Below are 16,293 nucleotides of genomic sequence, written 5' to 3' on the forward strand. Positions count from 1 at the left end.
AAGGAGTGACGATCATGACGCAAATGATGCACAACATGCGCGCTGCACTGGCGACGCCGGGCGAGGTCGCGCGATACGTCGTCGGATCCGCCATCGTCATCGGCGGTGCGGCCGAACTGGTGTCGCAGGCGCTGCACGCGATCGCCTGAGCGCGGCGTTTCACGCGCCACGCGCCGTGGCGGGCCGCGTATGCGGGTAGTGCGGTATCTACAGGCAGATTGCCCGATTCGCTTTCATTGCTCTGCTTTCTTGAATAAGGAGTCCGGAACATGGCCAGGAAAATTCAAGCTGCCCAGATCAACATCGGCATCAGCGACAAGGACCGCAAGAAGATCGCGGAGGGCCTGTCGCACCTGCTTGCCGATACGTTCACGCTGTACCTGAAGACCCACAATTTCCACTGGAACGTCACGGGCCCGATGTTCAACACGCTGCACCTGATGTTCGAGGAGCAGTACAACGAACTGTGGCTCGCGGTCGATTCGGTTGCCGAACGCATTCGTACGCTCGGCGTCGTCGCGCCGGGCACCTTCGGCGATTTCGCGAAACTGTCGTCGGTGCCGGAAGCGAAGGGCGTGCCGGCCGCGGAAGACATGATCCGCCAGCTCGTCGAAGGGCACGAGGCCGTCGTGCGTACCGCGCGTGCGATCTTTCCGCTTGCCGATGCGGCGAGCGACGAGCCGACCGCCGACCTGCTGACGCAGCGCCTGCAGATTCATGAAAAAACTGCGTGGATGCTGCGGTCGTTGCTCGCGTAAGTGTGCCGCGCGCGGCATGCTGGCTCCGGCCCTGATTGATCCACCCCCGTCTGCGTGGATCCACGCGTGCACCGGCTCTGTCCCTTGATTGATGCGTGCCGCGGCTCGGCCACGTGCGGCGGGCGCGGGCAGTGCGCTGGCGTCCGGCCGCTACCGCCCGCGAGCCGCGCCGACATGACGCGAAGCACCGCTCGGCTCTAAAATGCCGGGGTTATCTTCCCGGTGCTTCGCCATGCTTGCCCGCTTTCCCCTGTATCTGCGGCTCGTCCGGATGGACAAGCCGATCGGCAGCCTGCTGCTGCTGTGGCCGACGCTCAACGCGCTGTGGATCGCGTCCGACGGCCATCCGCGCTGGCCATTGCTCGTGATCTTCTCGCTCGGCACGCTGCTGATGCGCTCGGCCGGCTGCGCGATGAACGACTACGCCGACCGCGACTTCGACCGCCATGTGAAACGCACGGCCGACCGGCCGCTGACGTCGGGCAAGATCCGCGCGTGGGAAGCCATCGCGATCGCGGTCGGACTCGCATTCATCTCGTTCCTGCTGATCCTGCCGCTCAACACGCTGACGAAGCAGCTGTCCGTCGTCGCGCTGTTCGTTGCGGGCTCGTATCCGTTCATGAAGCGCTTCTTCGCGATTCCGCAGGCCTATCTGGGCATCGCGTTCGGCTTCGGCATCCCGATGGCGTTCGCGGCCGTGCAGGACACGGTGCCGGCGATCGCGTGGGTGATGCTGGTCGCGAACATTTTCTGGTCGGTCGCGTACGACACCGAATACGCGATGGTCGATCGCGATGACGACATCAAGATCGGCATCCGCACGTCCGCACTGACGTTCGGCCGCTTCGACGTCGCGGCCGTGATGCTGTGCTACGCGGCGACGCTCGGCATCTACGTGTGGATCGGCGTGACGCTCGGCTTCGGCCTCGCGTACTGGGCCGGCTGGGCGGCGGCCGCCGGCTGTGCGCTGTATCACTACACGTTGATCAAGGACCGCGAGCGGATGCCGTGCTTCGCGGCGTTCCGGCACAACAACTGGCTCGGCGGCGTGCTGTTCGCCGGGATCGCCGTGCATTACCTGCTGGCAGGGAGCTGAGTTTCCCGATCTCACCGCAGGCGGTATGCGGTGCGGAACGCGGCACCAACAAAAAAGCGGCCCGGGCCGCTTTTTTGTTGTGCGTGCACATCAGCATGACGGGGCAGGGCGCTCCCCCCGTGTAGCGGGCGCCGGGCCGGCCAGGCACCGCCGGTGCGCTTACGCGCGGCCGAGCTCGTCGCCCATCTCCTTCGCACGCGCTTCGGCCGCGAGCGCACCGCGCACGATCGCATCCTTCACGCCTTGCGCGTCGAACGACGCGAGCGCGGCGGCCGTCGTGCCGCCCTTCGACGTCACGCGCTCGCGCAGCACGCTCGCGGGCTCGCCCGATTGCGCGGCGAGTTGCGCCGCGCCCGTGAACGTCGCGACTGCGAGTGCGCGGCCCTGTTCGTCGTTCATGCCGAGCTGGCGCGCGGCTTCCTGCAGCGCTTCGATGAAATAGAACACGTACGCGGGGCCGCTGCCCGAGATCGCGGTGACAGCGTCGAGCTTCGATTCGTCGTCGAACCACACGATCTCGCCGACCGCGCCGAGCACGTTCGACGCGAGTTCGCGGCCCGCCGCGTCGACGCCCGGCAGTGCAGCGAGGCCCGTCACGCCCATGCCGACGAGCGCGGGCGTGTTCGGCATCGTGCGCACGACGCGCGCGTAGTCGCCGAGCCAGCGTGCGAGATCGCTGCCGCGGATGCCGGCCGCGATGCTGATCACGAGCTGCGACTTCAGGTGCGGCGCGAGCGCCTGCGCGACGTCCTTCAGCACCTGCGGTTTCACCGCGAGCACGACCGCGTCGTAGTCGGCGAGCGTCGCGTCGATGGCTGCGCCGGTGCGCACGCCGAACTGCTGCGCGGCGCGCGCGCGTACTTCTTCGTTGACGTCGATGGCATACAGGCCGTCAGCGGCGACGCCGCGCTTGATCAGGCCGCCGATCAGGGCCGCGGCCATGTTGCCGCCGCCGATGAATGCGATTTTCATGATGTCGGGAATGAGCGAGTGAGTGAACGGAAAGGCGGAAAAGGGGCGTGGCGTTCAGTGCGAGTAATCGCGCGCGCCGAAGATCGCGGTGCCGACGCGCACGATCGTCGCGCCTTCGAGCACGGCCGCGTCGAGATCGGCGGACATGCCCATCGACAACGTGTCGAGCGGCAGGCCGTCGGCGCACAACGTGTCGAACAGTGCGCGCAGCGCACGATGCGGCGCGCGTTGCGCGTCGGTGTCGCCGGCCGGTTCGGGAATCGCCATCAGGCCGCGCAGCCGCAGCGACGGCAGCGCGGCGACCGCGCGTGCAACCTCGGCCACGTCGGCCGGCGCGACGCCGCTCTTCGACGCCTCGCCGCTGATGTTCACCTGCACGCATACGTTGAGCGGCGGCAGGTGCGCGGGGCGCTGTTCCGACAGGCGCTGCGCGATCTTCAGCCGGTCGACCGAATGAACCCAGTCGAAGCGCTCGGCAACCGGGCGCGTCTTGTTCGATTGCAGCGGCCCGATGAAATGCCATTCGAGGTCCGCACGCAGGTCGGCGAGCGCGTCGATCTTGTCGATCGATTCCTGCACGTAGTTTTCGCCGAAGGCGCGCTGCCCGGCCGCATGCGCGGCGCGCACGTCGTCGGCGGGAAACGTTTTGGACACGGCGAGCAGCGACACGGTGGCGGGATCGCGGCCGGCCGCGCGGGCGGCGTCGGCGATGCGGCGATGAACGGATTCGAGGCGGGCGGCGAGATCGGACATGACGGGCACGAAAGCAGGCACGGAAGCGGGCGTGGTGCGGATGCGCCGCGGCACGCGACGCATCGATCCGCCCATTATACGGACGCCGCGCGCGACGCCCAGCGCCGATCCGTCATTCGCATGAGCATGCGCTAACCGTACAGCAGATGCTCGACGAGCTGGATCCAGTGGGCGACCGGAATCTGCGTGCCGCTCTGCAGGTGCGCGATGCAGCCGATGTTGCCGGAGACGATCATCTGCGGTTCCAGCGCCTGCAGCTTCAGCAGCTTCTGCTTGCGCAGCCGGTATGACAGCGACGGCTGCGTCAGCGAATAGGTGCCGGCCGACCCGCAGCACAGATGGCTGTCGGCCGGCAGCCGCACGTCGATGCCGAGCGTCTCGAGCAGGCGTTCGACCTTGCCGCGCGACTGCTGGCCGTGCTGCAGCGTGCACGGCGGGTGGTACGCGACGGTATGGATCGCGCGGCGCCGCGCGAGCGTCGCGAGCTCGGCCTCGAATGCGAGCAGCACGTCGGAGATGTCGCGCGTGAGCGACACGATGCGCTGCGCCTTCTCCGCGTAGGCCGGGTCGTCGCGCAGCAGGTGCGCGTATTCGAGCACCGTCGCGCCGCAACCCGACGCATTCATCACGATTGTCTCGACGCCCTGCTCGACGTGGGGCCACCACGCGTCGATGTTGCGGCGCGCGTCGTCGAGCGCTTCGTCGTGATAGTTCAGGTGCAGGCGGATCGCGCCGCAGCAGCCCGCATCGGGCGCGACGACCGTCTCGATGCCGAGTGCGTCCAGCACGCGCGCGGTCGCGATGTTGATGTTCGGCAGCATCGACGGCTGTACGCAGCCGCCGAGCATCAGCATCTTGCGCGTATGCGAGCGGTGCGGCCATTCGAGCAGCCGCGTGCGCGGCGGCACCTTGTCGCGCAGCCGCTTCGGCAGCAGCGGCCGCACGTGCTGGCCGAGCCGCATGACCGGCGAGAACAGCGCGGCGTTCGGCACGAGGCTCGCGAGCAGGCGGCGCACGAGACGCTGCTGCACCGGGCGCTGCACCTGCGCCTCGACGTGCTTGCGGCCGATCTCGACGAGCCGGCCGTACTGGACGCCGGACGGGCAGGTCGTCTCGCAACTGCGGCACGTGAGGCAGCGATCGAGGTGCTGCTGCGTGCTGCGCGTGACAGGCGCGCCTTCGACCATCTGCTTGATCAGGTAGATCCGGCCGCGCGGGCCGTCGAGTTCGTCGCCGAGCAACTGGTAGGTCGGGCAGGTCGCGGTACAGAACCCGCAATGCACGCACTTGCGCAATATCGCGTCGGCTTCGTCGCCGTCGGGCGTATTGCGGATGAAATCGGCGAGGTTCGTTTGCATTTAGGGTCTGTTTACCTATGGAATGCGCATGCGTTGCCACGAGAACGGCCGCTCGCCGCGAGGCGCGTGACGCCGCGAATACTGACGTATCGCCAAGGAGCGCAACGCGGCGAGCGGCCGTTCTCGTGACAACCCCTAATCAAAGAATCCATTCCACGGGAATGCCCGAAATCGCCCGTATGGCGGCGTCGCTCGTCGCTTGTCCCCCAAGAGGACTTCCTTCGGGGCGTTTGGCAAGGCCAAACGGCGCTCCTCACTTCGTGCCCTACGCCCCGGAGGAAGTCCCCTTGGGGGACGGGCGATTTCGGGCATTCGCATGTGCATTCCATAGGTAAACAGACCCTATAGGTCCGGGTAGAGCCGGCCGCGGTTGAAGATGCGCGCGGGATCGAACGCGGCTTTCAGCCCGCGGTGGATCTTCATCATCGGGGCGGGAAGCGGCGTGAACACGCCCGCGCTGCGGTCGTACGCGTCGCCCGCACGGAACAGCGTCGCGTGGCCGCCGGCCTGCTTCGCGCTCATCCGCACGGTCTGAGCATCGGCATCGGTGATCCACCAGCGCTGCGCGCCACCCCATTCCATCAGCTGGGTGCCGGGCAGGTGCATCGGTTCGGTGATCGACGGCAGCGCGAGGCGCCACAGCGCATAGCCGGGCGGGATGCCGTTGAAGAACGGGTCGGTGTGCTCGCGCAGGCCGGCCCAGAAGCGCTCGGCCTCGACCGCGTCGACGACTTCGCCGCCGAGCAGCGTCTTCGCGGATTTCACGGCCGCTTCGGCGCCCGACAGGCGCAGCACGAGCGTGCCGTTGCGCCAGCCGCTCGCGCTGACGGGCAACGGATGGCCGCCCCATTCGTTGAGCTTGCGCACCGCGTCGGTCGCGGTCATCTCGAACTTCAGCGTGACTTCGGCGACGGGCATCGGCAGCACCTTGATCGACAGGTCGAGCATCAGCCCAAGCGTGCCGAGCGCGCCGGCCATCAGCCGCGACACGTCGTAGCCGGCGACGTTCTTCACGACCTGGCCGCCGAAGCGCAGCATTTCGCCGCGGCCGTTCATCAGCGTGACGCCGAGCACGAAATCGCGCGGTGTGCCGCAGGTGGCGCGCCGCGGGCCCGCGAGGCCGGCCGCGATGCAGCCGCCGACGGTGGCCGCACGGCCGAAATGCGGCGGCTCGAACGGCAGCATCTGGCCGCATTCGGCGAGGACGGTTTCAAGCTGCGCGAGCGGCGTGCCCGCGCGGACCGTGACGACGAGTTCGGCCGGATCGTACGACACGACGCCCTGAAACGCGCGCGTGTCGAGTATTTCGCCCTCGAGCGCCTGGCCGTACCAGTCCTTGGTGCCGCCGCCGCGAATCCGCAGCGGCCGGCCGTCGGCACTGGCGGCGCGGATGCGCTCGGCCCAACCGGCGACGATGTCGTCCTCTTCCATGTTCTGTTGCTGCCTCGACTTGTTGTTCGGTCGATTGTACCGGGGTGGCGCGAATCCACATCGCGACTATCCCTAAGCCCCGTATTGCAGGCCGCATGCCTGCGCCGTCGTGCGAGCGGGCCACGCGGGCGCGGCCCGCCGCCGCGACCCGGCCGCCGGCACGGGCCGCGTACCGCGCGCGATGTTCAGAAGCGCGGCAGGTCGGGGTGCGGCAGCAGCCCGCCGCGCACGTGCTGGCGACCGTACTCGGCGCAACGCGCGCGGGTCGGGATGCCCTTGTCCGGATTCAGCAGCCCTGCCGGATCGAACGCGCGCTTGACCGCGAAGAACGCATCGCGCTCCTGCGGCGAGAACTGTACGCACATCGAATTGAGCTTCTCGATGCCGACGCCGTGCTCGCCCGTCACGCTGCCGCCGAATTCCACGCAGCATTCGAGGATTTCCGCGCCGAACTGCTCGGCGCGGTGCAGTTCGTCCGGATCGTTCGCGTTGTACAGGATCAGCGGATGCATGTTGCCGTCGCCCGCATGGAACACGTTGATGCAGCGCAGCCCGTAGCGCGTCTCGAGCTGTTCGATGCGCGCGAGCAGCGGGCCGATCGCGCGGCGCGGCACGGTGCCGTCCATGCAGTAATAGTCGGCGGAAATGCGGCCGGCGGCCGGGAACGCGTTCTTGCGGCCCGACCAGTAGCGCAGCCGCTCCTGTTCGTTGCGCGACACCTGGATGCGCGTCGCGCCATGCTCGCGCAGCACGGCCGTCATCCGCACGACTTCCTCGGCGACTTCTTCCGGCGTGCCGTCCGATTCGCACAGCAGGATCGCCTTCGCGTCGAGGTCGTAGCCCGCGTGCGTGAATGCCTCGACGGCCTGCGTGGCCGGCTTGTCCATCATCTCGAGCCCGGCCGGGATGATGCCCGACGCGATGATCGCAGCAACCGCCTCGCCGCCCTTGACCACGTCGTCGAAGCTCGCCATCACGAGCTGGGCCGTCTGCGGCTTCGGAATCAGCTTCACCGTGACCTCGGTGACGATCGCGAACATCCCTTCGCTGCCGATCATCACGGCGAGCAGGTCGAGGCCCGGCATGTCGAGCGCGAGCGAGCCGAACTCGACGATCTCGCCGTCGATCGTCACCGCGCGCACGCGCATCACGTTGTGCACGGTCAGCCCGTACTTCAGGCAGTGGACGCCGCCGGAATTTTCCGCGACGTTACCGCCGATCGTGCACGCGATCTGCGACGACGGATCGGGCGCGTAATACAGGCCGTACGGCGCGGCGGCTTCCGAGATCGCGAGGTTGCGCACGCCGGGCTGCACGGTCGCCGTGCGCGCGTAGGGATCGACTTCGACGATGCGCGTGAAGCGCGCCAGCGACAGCACGACGCCGAGCGCGATCGGCAACGCGCCGCCCGACAGGCTCGTGCCCGCGCCGCGCGGCACGATCGGCACCTCCATGCGGCGGCAGATCTGCACGATCCGCTGCACCTGCGATTCCGTTTCGGGCAGCGCGACCGCGAGCGGCAGGCGGCGGTATGCCGACAGGCCGTCGCATTCGTACGGCGCCGTGTCTTCGTCGCGGTACAGCAGGCAGTGCGTCGGCAGCACGGCCATCAGCGCCTGCACGACTTCGCGCTGACGCTGCGCGCGTGCCGCGCTCGACAGTTCGACGGGAGCGTTCATGGGGTCTCCTGCAGCAGGCGGCGCGGCGTCGCGCCGCCGTGTCAGCACGTGAAAATCTTGCCCGGATTCATCAGGTTGCGCGGATCGAGCGCGAGCTTGATCGCACGCATCGTATCGATCGCGTTGTCGCCGTGCTCCTTCGGCAGGAAGCGCATCTTGTGCAGCCCGACGCCGTGCTCGCCCGTACAGGTGCCGCCGAGGCGCAGCGCGCGCTCGACGATCCGGTCGTTGATATGCTCGGCTTCGGCGATTTCCTCGGGCTTGTCGGGGTCGATCAGGATCGCGACGTGGAAATTGCCGTCGCCGACGTGGCCGACGATCGGGCAGGGCAGCGACGACGCGCGCAGGTCGACCTCGGTTTCCTCGACGCACGCGGCGAGCTGCGAGATCGGCACGCACACGTCGGTCGTCACCGCGCGGCAGCCGGGTTTCAACTGCAGCATCGCGAAATACGCGTTGTGGCGGGCGGCCCAGAGCCGGCTGCGGTCCTCGGGGCGGGTGGCCCATTCGAAGCCCTGGCCGTCGTTCTGGCCGGCGAGCGCCTGTACGAGCTCGGCCTGTTCCTTCACGCCAGCCTCGGTGCCGTGGAATTCGAAGAACAGCGTCGGCGCTTCGGCCAGTGTCAGGTTCGAATGGCGGTTGATCGAGCGTACCGCGAGCGCATCGACGAATTCGACACGCGCGATCGGCACGCCGATCTGGATCGTCTCGATCACGGTTCGCACCGCGTCGCCCATCGACGGGAACGTGCAGATCGCGGCCGATACGGCTTCGGGCAGCGGATGCAGGCGCAGCGTGATCTCGGTGATCACGCCGAGCGTGCCTTCGGAGCCGACGAACAGCCGCGTGAGGTCGTAGCCGGCCGACGACTTGCGGGCGCGCGAGCCGGTTTTCACCACGCGGCCGTCGGCGAGCACGGCGCTCAGGCCGAGCACGTTCTCGCGCATCGTGCCGTAGCGCACGGCGTTGGTGCCCGACGCGCGCGTTGCGGTCATCCCGCCGATGCTCGCGTCGGCGCCCGGGTCGATCGGGAAGAACAGGCCGGTGTCGCGCAATGCTTCGTTGAGCGCCTTGCGCGTGATGCCCGGCTCGACCGTCACGGTCAGGTCTTCGGGATTGATCGACAGCACGCGGTTCATTTCCGACAGGTCGAGCGAGATGCCGCCGCGCACCGCGAGCAGGTGGCCTTCGAGCGAGGAGCCGGCGCCGTACGGGATCAGCGGGACGCTGTACAGCGAGCACAGCGACACGACTTCGCGCACGTCGTCCGCGCTGTGCGCGAACACGACGGCGTCGGGCAGTTGCGGGTCGAACGGCGATTCGTCGCGGCCATGGTGGGCGCGGACGGCGTCGGCAGTCGACACGCGCTCGCCGAAGGCGGCGCGCAGCGCATCGAGCATGGCGGGGGGAAGGGGGCGGCGCGTGGCGGCCGGCTGGGCAGGGTGATTCACGTACGTCTCCTTGTCGATCCGGGTGAGCGCGTTGGCGCAGGCCCGGCTCCCGTGCTGCAGGGTTTCGGCCCATTCTACGCTGAACGCCCGCTGCGCCCGCCACCACGGGCTGCGATAATCGCGTTCGAACGCAACCGGGCCGCCTTGCGGCCGCGCACGAGAGGACATTCGCATGGGCAACCGCTTGAGCAAGATCGCCACGCGCACGGGCGACGATGGCACCACCGGCCTCGGCGACGGCCGGCGCATCGGCAAGGACGACACGCGGATCGCCGCGATCGGCGACGTCGACGAACTGAACTCGAACCTCGGCGTGCTGCTCGCCGAAACGCTTCCTGACGAGATCCGCACGGCGCTCGTGACGATCCAGCATGACCTGTTCGATCTCGGCGGCGAATTGTGCATTCCCGGCCATACCGTGCTCGACGACACGCATCTCGCGCGTCTCGACCGCTGGCTTGCCGACTACAACGCGACGCTGCCGCCGTTGAAGGAATTCATCCTGCCGGCGGGCTCGCGCGCGGCGTCGCTCGCGCACGTGTGCCGAACCGTGTGCCGCCGCGCGGAGCGTTCGATCGTCGCGCTCGGGCGCACCGAGACGCTCAACGATGCGCCGCGGCGCTACGTGAACCGGCTATCGGACCTGCTGTTCGTGCTGGCGCGCGTGCTGAACCGCACGGACGGCGGATCGGACGTGCTCTGGGAGCGCGGCCGCGTCCGTTGACGGCTTGCCCCTTTGACGCACTGCGACAATTTGTCCGGGGAGCATGGATTTTTAAAGATGTATTGTGTGTGCATGTTTAACGGAGAACGAACATGACCCACATCACCGCTGACCAGATGGCTCGCGTGAAGGCCACTGCCCCTGTCCTCGCCGTGCACGGCGCGACGATCACGAAGCACTTCTACCAGCGCATGTTCGCGCGCCATCCGGAACTGAAGAACCTGTTCAACCAGACGCACCAGAAGACGGGCAGCCAGCCGGAAACGCTCGCGAAAGCCGTCTACGCGTATGCGGCGAACATCGACAATCTCGGCGCGTTGGGCGGCGCCGTGACCAGGATCGCGCACAAGCATGCGAGCCTGAACATCCGCCCCGAGCATTACCCGATCGTCGGCGAAAACCTGCTTGCGTCGATCGTCGAGGTGCTGGGCGACGCGGTCGATGCCGAAACCCTCGAGGCGTGGCGCGTCGCGTACGGCCAGCTCGCGCAGATCCTGATCGGCGTCGAGGCCGACCTGTACGCGGGCGCCGCGTGGAGCGGGTTCCGTCCGTTCAAGGTCGAGCGCAAGGTGCGCGAGAGCGACGAGATCACGTCGTTCTACCTGACACCGGCTGACGGCGGCGCGGCGCCGACGTTCGAGCCTGGCCAGTACATCACGGTGAAGCGCTTCGTCGGCGACCTGGGCGTCGACCAGCCGCGCCAGTACAGCCTGTCCGACGCGCCGCACCGCAAGTGGCTGCGCATCTCGGTGAAGCGTGAAGCCGGCAAGCCGGAAGTCATTCCGGCCGGCAAGGTGTCGACGCTGATGCACGACGGCGTGGAAGAGGGGGCGATCGTCGAAGTGACCGCGCCGATGGGCGAATTCTCGCTGAAGCGTGGCGTCGAGACGCCCGTGGTGCTGATTTCCGGCGGCGTCGGCATCACGCCGATGATGTCGATGGCGTCGACGCTGGTCGCCGAGGGCAGCCAGCGCGACGTGCGGTTCGTCCACGCTTGCCGCTCGGGCGCGGTGCACGCGTTCCGCGACTGGCTGAACGATACGGTGCGCGAGCATGCGGACGTCAAGCGCACGGTGTTGTACGAGCGGGTTGGCCCGAACGATCGCGCCGGCATCGACCACGACCTGGAAGGGCGCCTCACGCCGGAGCGCGTGCAGCAATACGCGCTCGTGCCGGATGCCGACTACTACATCTGCGGCCCGATCGGGTTCATGAAGGCGCAGCGTGACGCGCTCGTCGCGCTGGGCGTCGCGCCGGAACGCGTGAATACCGAGATCTTCGGTTCGGGCGCGCTCGAGTGATGCGCGGGTGGAGGGGCTCCGGCCAATGAAAAAACCCGGCGCGAGCCGGGCTTTTTGTTGAGCGCATAGGGCGTCAGGCGCGCAGCATCAGCGTCGCGTGATAGCGCCACACTTTCGGATCGGCACTGACGAGCGGCATGCCTTCATGGAGCGCCTGCGCGACCATCACGCGGTCGAACGGATCGGCGTGATCTGGAAAATCGGGCAACGCGGCGACACCTTCGACGTGATCGCTGCTGATCGGTAACTCCGCAAAACCGGCGAGCCGAAATGCCGAGCGTGCATCACGTGGGTGAACGGGCAGATTGCCTTTGCGGTATTTGATCGCGATTTCCCAGATGGACGCGGCGCTGACGTACAGCGTGTTCTCGGGATGCTCGATCAACGCGGCGGCGGTCGCCGAAAGTTGAGGTGCGCCTTCAGCCGCCCAGAGTGCGATGTGCGTATCGAGCAGCAGCTTCACGGTGCGAGCCCCTGTTCCGAACTGACATCGAAGTCGGCCGCGATCGATTCGTCACCGGCATTGAATGCCTCGACGGTTGTCGGGATGTTCAGCCCGGCAAGCAATTGACGAGCGGCACCGATTCGCTTCGGCGCCGCGTAAGGAACGATCCGCGCAACCGGATGACCATTGCGGGCGATCACGACTTCGGACTCGCGCCCCAATTCAAGCGCTTCGACGAGGCTTGAGAGCCGCGACTTGGCATCGTGCATGTTGACGGTCGGCATCGTCGCCCCCCTGGTTAGCTAGATAACGTTAGCTAGTCTAGCAGAGCGAAATGACGACCGCACGCTGGCCGCACGGCCAATCCACCGACAGGCGGGGTCATGCGGCCAGCCTGTTTGCGTCCGTCAGTTCCCGCTGCCGCGCGAGACGCGGCGGGCCTTCACCGATTCCGCGAGGCCTTCGAGCACCTTCACGCTGTCGTCCCACGCGATGCACGCGTCGGTGATGCTCTGGCCGTAGGTCAGCTCGCAGCCTTCCTTCAGGTCCTGGCGCCCCTCGACGAGATGCGATTCGATCATCACGCCGACGATGCGGGCGTCGCCGGCTGCGATCTGGCGGCCGATGTCGGCGCACACGGGGATCTGGTTTTCGTGCTTCTTCGAGCTGTTCGCGTGGCTTGCGTCGATCATCAGGCGCGCGGCGAGGCCGGCCTTGCCGATGTCCGCGCACGCGGCGTTCACGCTGTCCGCGTCGTAGTTCGGTGCCTTGCCGCCGCGCAGGATCACGTGGCAGTCTTCGTTGCCCGCCGTCGACACGATCGCCGAATGGCCGCCCTTCGTCACCGACAGGAAATGGTGCGGCTGCGAGGCGGCCTTGATCGCGTCCACCGCGATCTTCACGTTGCCGTCGGTGCCGTTCTTGAAGCCGACCGGGCACGACAGCCCCGACGCGAGTTCGCGGTGCACCTGCGATTCCGTCGTGCGCGCGCCGATCGCACCCCACGAGATCAGGTCGGCGATGTATTGCGGGCTGATCATGTCGAGGTACTCGGTCGCGGCCGGAAGCCCCATCTCGTTGATCTGCAGCAGCAGCTCGCGCGCAGTGCGCAGCCCTTCGTTGATCTTGAAGCTGTTGTCGAGGTGCGGATCGTTGATGAGGCCCTTCCAGCCGACCGTCGTGCGCGGCTTCTCGAAGTACACGCGCATCACGATTTCCAGTTCGCCCTTGAAGCGCTCGCGCTCCTTCACCAGCCGGCCCGCGTATTCGATCGCCGCCTTCGTGTCATGGATCGAGCACGGCCCGATCACCACGATCAGCCGGTCGTCCATCCCGTGCAGGATGCGGTGCATCGACTGGCGCGAGTTGTAGATCAGCTCGGACGCGGCTTCGGAGCACGCGAATTCGCGGATCAGGTGGGCGGGCGGCGTCAGTTCCTTGAGTTCGCGAATACGGACGTCGTCGGTGTTGTGCGGGGGCATGCTGTTTCTCCTTGGTTCCGGGCGCGGTTCGGTCAGTGCGAGTGCGCGTGCGGCAGATTCATCAATTCAGGCAATTCAGTGGTTTCGGTCGGGGCCGCGGGACCGCTGCGGCGGCGACCGGGTGGCGAAGGGCGAAAAAAAACCGCCGGGTTCGCCGGCGGTTTTTTCGGGAATTTCGGTTGCGCTTTACGCGCCATCAACCCTCTCGATCCGCCAGCGGTCTGAGATGCCAAAAAAAGTAAAAATAAAACTTGGCGGACATGACGGAGATTCGGTTCGTCAAAAAAGTTGATTCGGAATTTATACCCCGTCGCCGTGCGGCTGGCAACCGGGAAACGTCAAAAATGCGGACATTCCGCGCATTTTGAAGAAAACGCGCGGAATGTCTGCGCCGCGATGCGGTTATGCCGTACCGCCGACCGTCATCCTGTCGATCCGCAGGGTCGGCTGGCCGACGCCGACCGGCACGCTCTGGCCTTCCTTGCCACACACGCCGACGCCCGAGTCGAGCGACATGTCGTTGCCGATCATGCTCACGTCCTTCAGCGATTCGGGGCCGCTGCCGATCAGCGTCGCGCCCTTCACCGGGTAGGTGATCTTGCCGTTCTCGATCATGTACGCCTCGGACGCCGAGAACACGAACTTGCCGTTCGTGATGTCGACCTGGCCGCCGCCGAAGTTCACCGCGTACAGGCCGTTCTTCACCGACGCGATGATTTCCTGCGGATCCTTGTCGCCGTTCAGCATGTACGTGTTGGTCATGCGCGGCATCGGCAGCGCCGCGTACGATTCGCGGCGCGCGTTGCCCGTGACCGGCATCTTCATCAGGCGCGCGTTCAGCGTGTCCTGGATGTAGCCCTTCAGGATGCCGTCCTCGATCAGCGTCGTGCACTGCGTCGGGTTGCCTTCGTCGTCGATGTTCAGCGAGCCGCGGCGGTTCGGCAGCGTGCCGTCGTCGACGACGGTCACGCCCTTCGCGGCGACGCGCTCGCCGATCCGGCCCGCGAATGCCGACGAACCCTTGCGGTTGAAGTCGCCCTCGAGGCCGTGGCCGATCGCTTCGTGCAGCAGCACGCCCGGCCAGCCCGGCCCGAGCACGACCGTCATCGCGCCGGCCGGCGCAGGGCGGGCGTCGAGGTTCACGAGCGCCGCATGCACGGCGTCGTCGACGTAGCGCGACAGCACGTCGTCGGTGAAGTAGCCGTAGTCGAAGCGGCCGCCGCCGCCGCCGGAGCCGATCTCGCGGCGGCCGTTCTGCTCGGCGATCACCGTGACCGACACGCGCACGAGCGGGCGGATGTCGGCCGCGAGCGCGCCGTCGCTGCGCGCGACCAGCACGACATCGTATTCGCCGGCGAGGCCAGCCATCACCTGCGTGATGCGCGGGTCGCGGCCGCGTGCCATCTGCTCGATGCGCTCGAGCAGCTTGACCTTGGCCGTCGCGTCGAGCGACGCGAGCGGATCGGACGGCAGGTACAGGTCGCGGCCCGAGATGCCCTTCAGCGACGATGCCGCCTTGATCTTCTGGCGGCCGCCGCCGGCCGCCGCGATTGCCTTGGTGGCCGCAGCGGCTTGCGCGATGGCTTCCGGCGACAGGTCGTCGGAATACGCGAACGCGGTGCGGTCGCCCGCGACCGCGCGCACGCCGACGCCCTGGTCGATGCTGAAGCTGCCCGATTTGACGATGCCTTCCTCGAGGCTCCACGCTTCGCTGCGGGTCGCCTGGAAGTACAGATCCGCGTAGTCGACGCGATGCGTGAAGATGTCGGCGATCGTGCGCGTGAGCAGGCTTTCGTCGAGGCCGTACGGCGTGAGCAGGATGTCCTTCGCCAGCGCGAGGTTGCGGATGCCGGGTTCGATGATGTTCATGCGGATATCGGGGTTTCTCAAAAAGTTGTCGGGTGCTTCTGGGCAGATGGGTTGGCCGCGCGGCGTTTCAAGCGGTGCGGCGGATTCAGGTCAGCACGCGGTGCCGCCACGCGGGCAGGCTCTGGCGCACGTCGGCGATGCGCTGCGGATCGATCGCGCCGAGCACGACGCTGGCGCCCACGTCACGGACCGCGACGATCTCGCCCCACGGGTCGATCAGCATGCTGTGGCCCCAAGTGCGCCGGCCGTTCTCGTGCTTGCCGCCTTGCGCGGCCGCGAGCACGTAGCACTGGTTCTCGACGGCCCGCGCGCGCAGCAGCGTTTCCCAGTGCGCGCGGCCCGTCGTATACGTAAACGCCGACGGTACGACGATCAGCGCGCAGTCGCCCATCCTGCGATACAGCTCCGGAAAGCGGAGATCGTAACAGACCGACAGGCCGACCCGCCCGAACGGCGCGTCGAACGCGACGACCGTATCGCCCGCGCGGATCGTGCGCGCCTCGTCGAACGATTCGTCGCCTTTCTCGAAGTTGAACAGGTGGATCTTGTCGTAGCGCGCGGCTTCGTTGCCGGACGGATCGAACACGAGCGTCGTGTTGAGCACGCGATCGGGCTCCGGCGCCTTCAGCGGCAGCGTGCCGCCGATCACCCAGATACCGTGGCGACGCGCGGCTTCCGCGAGGAAGTGCTGGATCGGGCCGTCCTGGTAGGGTTCGGCGAGCGCGAGCTTGTCGGTGTCGCGGTGGCCCATGAAGCAGAAATACTCGGGCAGCAGCACGAGCTGCGCGCCTTCACCGGCGGCTTCCGCGATCAGGCGGCGGGCGTCGGCGAGATTGCGCGCGACGTCCGGCGTGCTCACCATCTGCAGCGCGGCGACCTGGAAGGGCGTGGCGGAACGGGTGTGGTCGGTCATCGCGGGATCGGTTGCGTCATAAATGGGGTGCGGCCCGGCACCGTGTGCGATTCGACGCGCGG

Annotated in this window: 18 protein-coding genes; 7 read left to right on the forward strand and 11 right to left on the reverse strand. The window is 67.4% G+C overall.

The features are described 5' to 3' along the window. The first annotated feature begins 14 nt into the window (after positions 1 to 14). The 3 genes from LXE91_RS08435 (at position 15) to ubiA (ending at position 1,854) form a co-directional block, all read left to right on the forward strand. The gene (locus tag LXE91_RS08435; protein WP_256093560.1) at positions 15 to 149 is read left to right on the forward strand and encodes a hypothetical protein; all 135 of its coding nucleotides are present in this window, start codon (positions 15 to 17) and stop codon (positions 147 to 149) included. Positions 150 to 269: 120 nt separating this feature from the next. Then, positions 270 to 758 (forward strand): non-specific DNA-binding protein DpsA, encoded by a 489-nt coding sequence (dpsA, locus tag LXE91_RS08440; protein WP_039361381.1) that lies wholly within the window; start codon positions 270 to 272, stop codon positions 756 to 758. 232 nt (positions 759 to 990) lie between these two features. Beyond that, positions 991 to 1,854, forward strand: a complete 864-nt coding sequence (ubiA, locus tag LXE91_RS08445; protein ID WP_039361380.1) for a 4-hydroxybenzoate octaprenyltransferase — start codon at positions 991 to 993, stop codon at positions 1,852 to 1,854. 159 nt (positions 1,855 to 2,013) lie between these two features. Here the strand turns inward: ubiA and proC are convergent, their stop codons facing one another. Both proC and LXE91_RS08455 read right to left on the reverse strand, forming a co-directional pair. Beyond that, the gene (gene proC / locus LXE91_RS08450; protein WP_039361374.1) at positions 2,014 to 2,826 is read right to left on the reverse strand and encodes a pyrroline-5-carboxylate reductase; all 813 of its coding nucleotides are present in this window, start codon (positions 2,824 to 2,826) and stop codon (positions 2,014 to 2,016) included. A 54-nt stretch (positions 2,827 to 2,880) separates the two neighbouring features. Further along, a complete protein-coding gene (locus tag LXE91_RS08455; RefSeq protein ID WP_039361568.1) occupies positions 2,881 to 3,579 on the reverse strand; it encodes a YggS family pyridoxal phosphate-dependent enzyme in 699 nt (232 codons plus the stop codon). Between LXE91_RS08455 and LXE91_RS08460 the strand changes: the two genes are divergently transcribed. Then, positions 3,578 to 3,703 (forward strand): hypothetical protein, encoded by a 126-nt coding sequence (locus tag LXE91_RS08460; RefSeq protein WP_259397673.1) that lies wholly within the window; start codon positions 3,578 to 3,580, stop codon positions 3,701 to 3,703. The two genes, LXE91_RS08455 and LXE91_RS08460, sit on opposite strands and share 2 nt — an antisense overlap. A 7-nt stretch (positions 3,704 to 3,710) precedes the next feature. On the opposite strand, the gene glcF is transcribed toward LXE91_RS08460, so the two are convergent. The 4 genes from glcF to LXE91_RS08480 form a co-directional block, all read right to left on the reverse strand. After that, complete coding sequence (gene glcF, locus LXE91_RS08465; RefSeq protein ID WP_039361373.1) at positions 3,711 to 4,937, reverse strand: glycolate oxidase subunit GlcF; 1,227 nt, start codon at positions 4,935 to 4,937, stop codon at positions 3,711 to 3,713. 342 nt (positions 4,938 to 5,279) lie between these two features. After that, positions 5,280 to 6,368: a glycolate oxidase subunit GlcE gene (gene glcE / locus LXE91_RS08470; RefSeq protein WP_039361372.1), complete on the reverse strand. Its 1,089-nt coding sequence runs from the start codon at positions 6,366 to 6,368 to the stop codon at positions 5,280 to 5,282. 185 nt (positions 6,369 to 6,553) lie between these two features. After that, on the reverse strand, positions 6,554 to 8,047 hold the full coding sequence (locus LXE91_RS08475; RefSeq protein WP_039361371.1) for an FAD-linked oxidase C-terminal domain-containing protein: 1,494 nt from the start codon (positions 8,045 to 8,047) through the stop codon (positions 6,554 to 6,556). Between the two features lie 41 nt (positions 8,048 to 8,088). Further along, positions 8,089 to 9,498 carry an FAD-binding oxidoreductase gene (locus LXE91_RS08480; protein ID WP_039361566.1) on the reverse strand — a complete coding sequence of 470 codons (1,410 nt, stop codon included), beginning with the start codon at positions 9,496 to 9,498 and terminating at the stop codon, positions 8,089 to 8,091. A gap of 172 nt (positions 9,499 to 9,670) precedes the next feature. Between LXE91_RS08480 and LXE91_RS08485 the strand changes: the two genes are divergently transcribed. Beyond that, the gene (locus LXE91_RS08485; RefSeq protein ID WP_039361370.1) at positions 9,671 to 10,222 is read left to right on the forward strand and encodes a cob(I)yrinic acid a,c-diamide adenosyltransferase; all 552 of its coding nucleotides are present in this window, start codon (positions 9,671 to 9,673) and stop codon (positions 10,220 to 10,222) included. A gap of 92 nt (positions 10,223 to 10,314) precedes the next feature. After that, the gene (hmpA, locus tag LXE91_RS08490) at positions 10,315 to 11,523 is read left to right on the forward strand and encodes an NO-inducible flavohemoprotein (RefSeq protein WP_039361369.1); all 1,209 of its coding nucleotides are present in this window, start codon (positions 10,315 to 10,317) and stop codon (positions 11,521 to 11,523) included. A 73-nt stretch (positions 11,524 to 11,596) separates the two neighbouring features. Here hmpA and LXE91_RS08495 read toward each other — a convergent pair whose 3' ends face one another. The 3 genes from LXE91_RS08495 to aroG form a co-directional block, all read right to left on the reverse strand. After that, positions 11,597 to 11,986: a type II toxin-antitoxin system VapC family toxin gene (locus LXE91_RS08495; protein ID WP_011351011.1), complete on the reverse strand. Its 390-nt coding sequence runs from the start codon at positions 11,984 to 11,986 to the stop codon at positions 11,597 to 11,599. Then, the gene (locus tag LXE91_RS08500) at positions 11,983 to 12,252 is read right to left on the reverse strand and encodes a type II toxin-antitoxin system Phd/YefM family antitoxin (protein WP_039361367.1); all 270 of its coding nucleotides are present in this window, start codon (positions 12,250 to 12,252) and stop codon (positions 11,983 to 11,985) included. The genes LXE91_RS08495 and LXE91_RS08500 overlap by 4 nt, the downstream gene beginning before the upstream one ends. A 123-nt stretch (positions 12,253 to 12,375) precedes the next feature. Next, entirely contained in the window at positions 12,376 to 13,449 is a 1,074-nt protein-coding gene (aroG, locus tag LXE91_RS08505) for a 3-deoxy-7-phosphoheptulonate synthase AroG (protein WP_039361366.1), read from the reverse strand. Between aroG and LXE91_RS08510 the strand changes: the two genes are divergently transcribed. Next, on the forward strand, positions 13,448 to 13,741 hold the full coding sequence (locus tag LXE91_RS08510) for a hypothetical protein (protein ID WP_172625586.1): 294 nt from the start codon (positions 13,448 to 13,450) through the stop codon (positions 13,739 to 13,741). The two genes, aroG and LXE91_RS08510, sit on opposite strands and share 2 nt — an antisense overlap. 110 nt (positions 13,742 to 13,851) lie before the next feature. On the opposite strand, the gene tldD is transcribed toward LXE91_RS08510, so the two are convergent. Together tldD and LXE91_RS08520 are read right to left on the reverse strand one after the other, a co-directional pair. Next, entirely contained in the window at positions 13,852 to 15,318 is a 1,467-nt protein-coding gene (gene tldD / locus LXE91_RS08515; RefSeq protein ID WP_039361365.1) for a metalloprotease TldD, read from the reverse strand. 85 nt (positions 15,319 to 15,403) lie between these two features. Beyond that, positions 15,404 to 16,231, reverse strand: coding sequence for a carbon-nitrogen hydrolase family protein (locus LXE91_RS08520; RefSeq protein WP_039361364.1), 828 nt, complete (start codon positions 16,229 to 16,231; stop codon positions 15,404 to 15,406). Positions 16,232 to 16,293: the final 62 nt, after the last annotated feature.

Origin of the sequence: Burkholderia contaminans, assembly GCF_029633825.1 — a bacterium.
GTDB classification, from domain to species: Bacteria; Pseudomonadota; Gammaproteobacteria; order Burkholderiales; family Burkholderiaceae; genus Burkholderia; species Burkholderia contaminans.

Bases quoted from the DNA above. Each gene is read 5' to 3' on its own strand.
- LXE91_RS08435 (WP_256093560.1), top strand. From the start codon at position 15: ATGACGCAAATGATGCACAACATGCGCGCTGCACTGGCGACGCCGGGC.
- dpsA (WP_039361381.1), top strand. From the start codon at position 270: ATGGCCAGGAAAATTCAAGCTGCCCAGATCAACATCGGCATCAGCGAC.
- ubiA (WP_039361380.1), top strand. From the start codon at position 991: ATGCTTGCCCGCTTTCCCCTGTATCTGCGGCTCGTCCGGATGGACAAG.
- proC (WP_039361374.1), bottom strand. From the start codon at position 2,826: ATGAAAATCGCATTCATCGGCGGCGGCAACATGGCCGCGGCCCTGATC.
- LXE91_RS08460 (WP_259397673.1), top strand. From the start codon at position 3,578: ATGACGGGCACGAAAGCAGGCACGGAAGCGGGCGTGGTGCGGATGCGC.
- LXE91_RS08455 (WP_039361568.1), bottom strand. From the start codon at position 3,579: ATGTCCGATCTCGCCGCCCGCCTCGAATCCGTTCATCGCCGCATCGCC.
- glcF (WP_039361373.1), bottom strand. From the start codon at position 4,937: ATGCAAACGAACCTCGCCGATTTCATCCGCAATACGCCCGACGGCGAC.
- glcE (WP_039361372.1), bottom strand. From the start codon at position 6,368: ATGGAAGAGGACGACATCGTCGCCGGTTGGGCCGAGCGCATCCGCGCC.
- LXE91_RS08475 (WP_039361371.1), bottom strand. From the start codon at position 8,047: ATGAACGCTCCCGTCGAACTGTCGAGCGCGGCACGCGCGCAGCGTCAG.
- LXE91_RS08485 (WP_039361370.1), top strand. From the start codon at position 9,671: ATGGGCAACCGCTTGAGCAAGATCGCCACGCGCACGGGCGACGATGGC.
- hmpA (WP_039361369.1), top strand. From the start codon at position 10,315: ATGACCCACATCACCGCTGACCAGATGGCTCGCGTGAAGGCCACTGCC.
- LXE91_RS08500 (WP_039361367.1), bottom strand. From the start codon at position 12,252: ATGCCGACCGTCAACATGCACGATGCCAAGTCGCGGCTCTCAAGCCTC.
- LXE91_RS08510 (WP_172625586.1), top strand. From the start codon at position 13,448: ATGCTGTTTCTCCTTGGTTCCGGGCGCGGTTCGGTCAGTGCGAGTGCG.
- aroG (WP_039361366.1), bottom strand. From the start codon at position 13,449: ATGCCCCCGCACAACACCGACGACGTCCGTATTCGCGAACTCAAGGAA.
- tldD (WP_039361365.1), bottom strand. From the start codon at position 15,318: ATGAACATCATCGAACCCGGCATCCGCAACCTCGCGCTGGCGAAGGAC.
- LXE91_RS08520 (WP_039361364.1), bottom strand. From the start codon at position 16,231: ATGACCGACCACACCCGTTCCGCCACGCCCTTCCAGGTCGCCGCGCTG.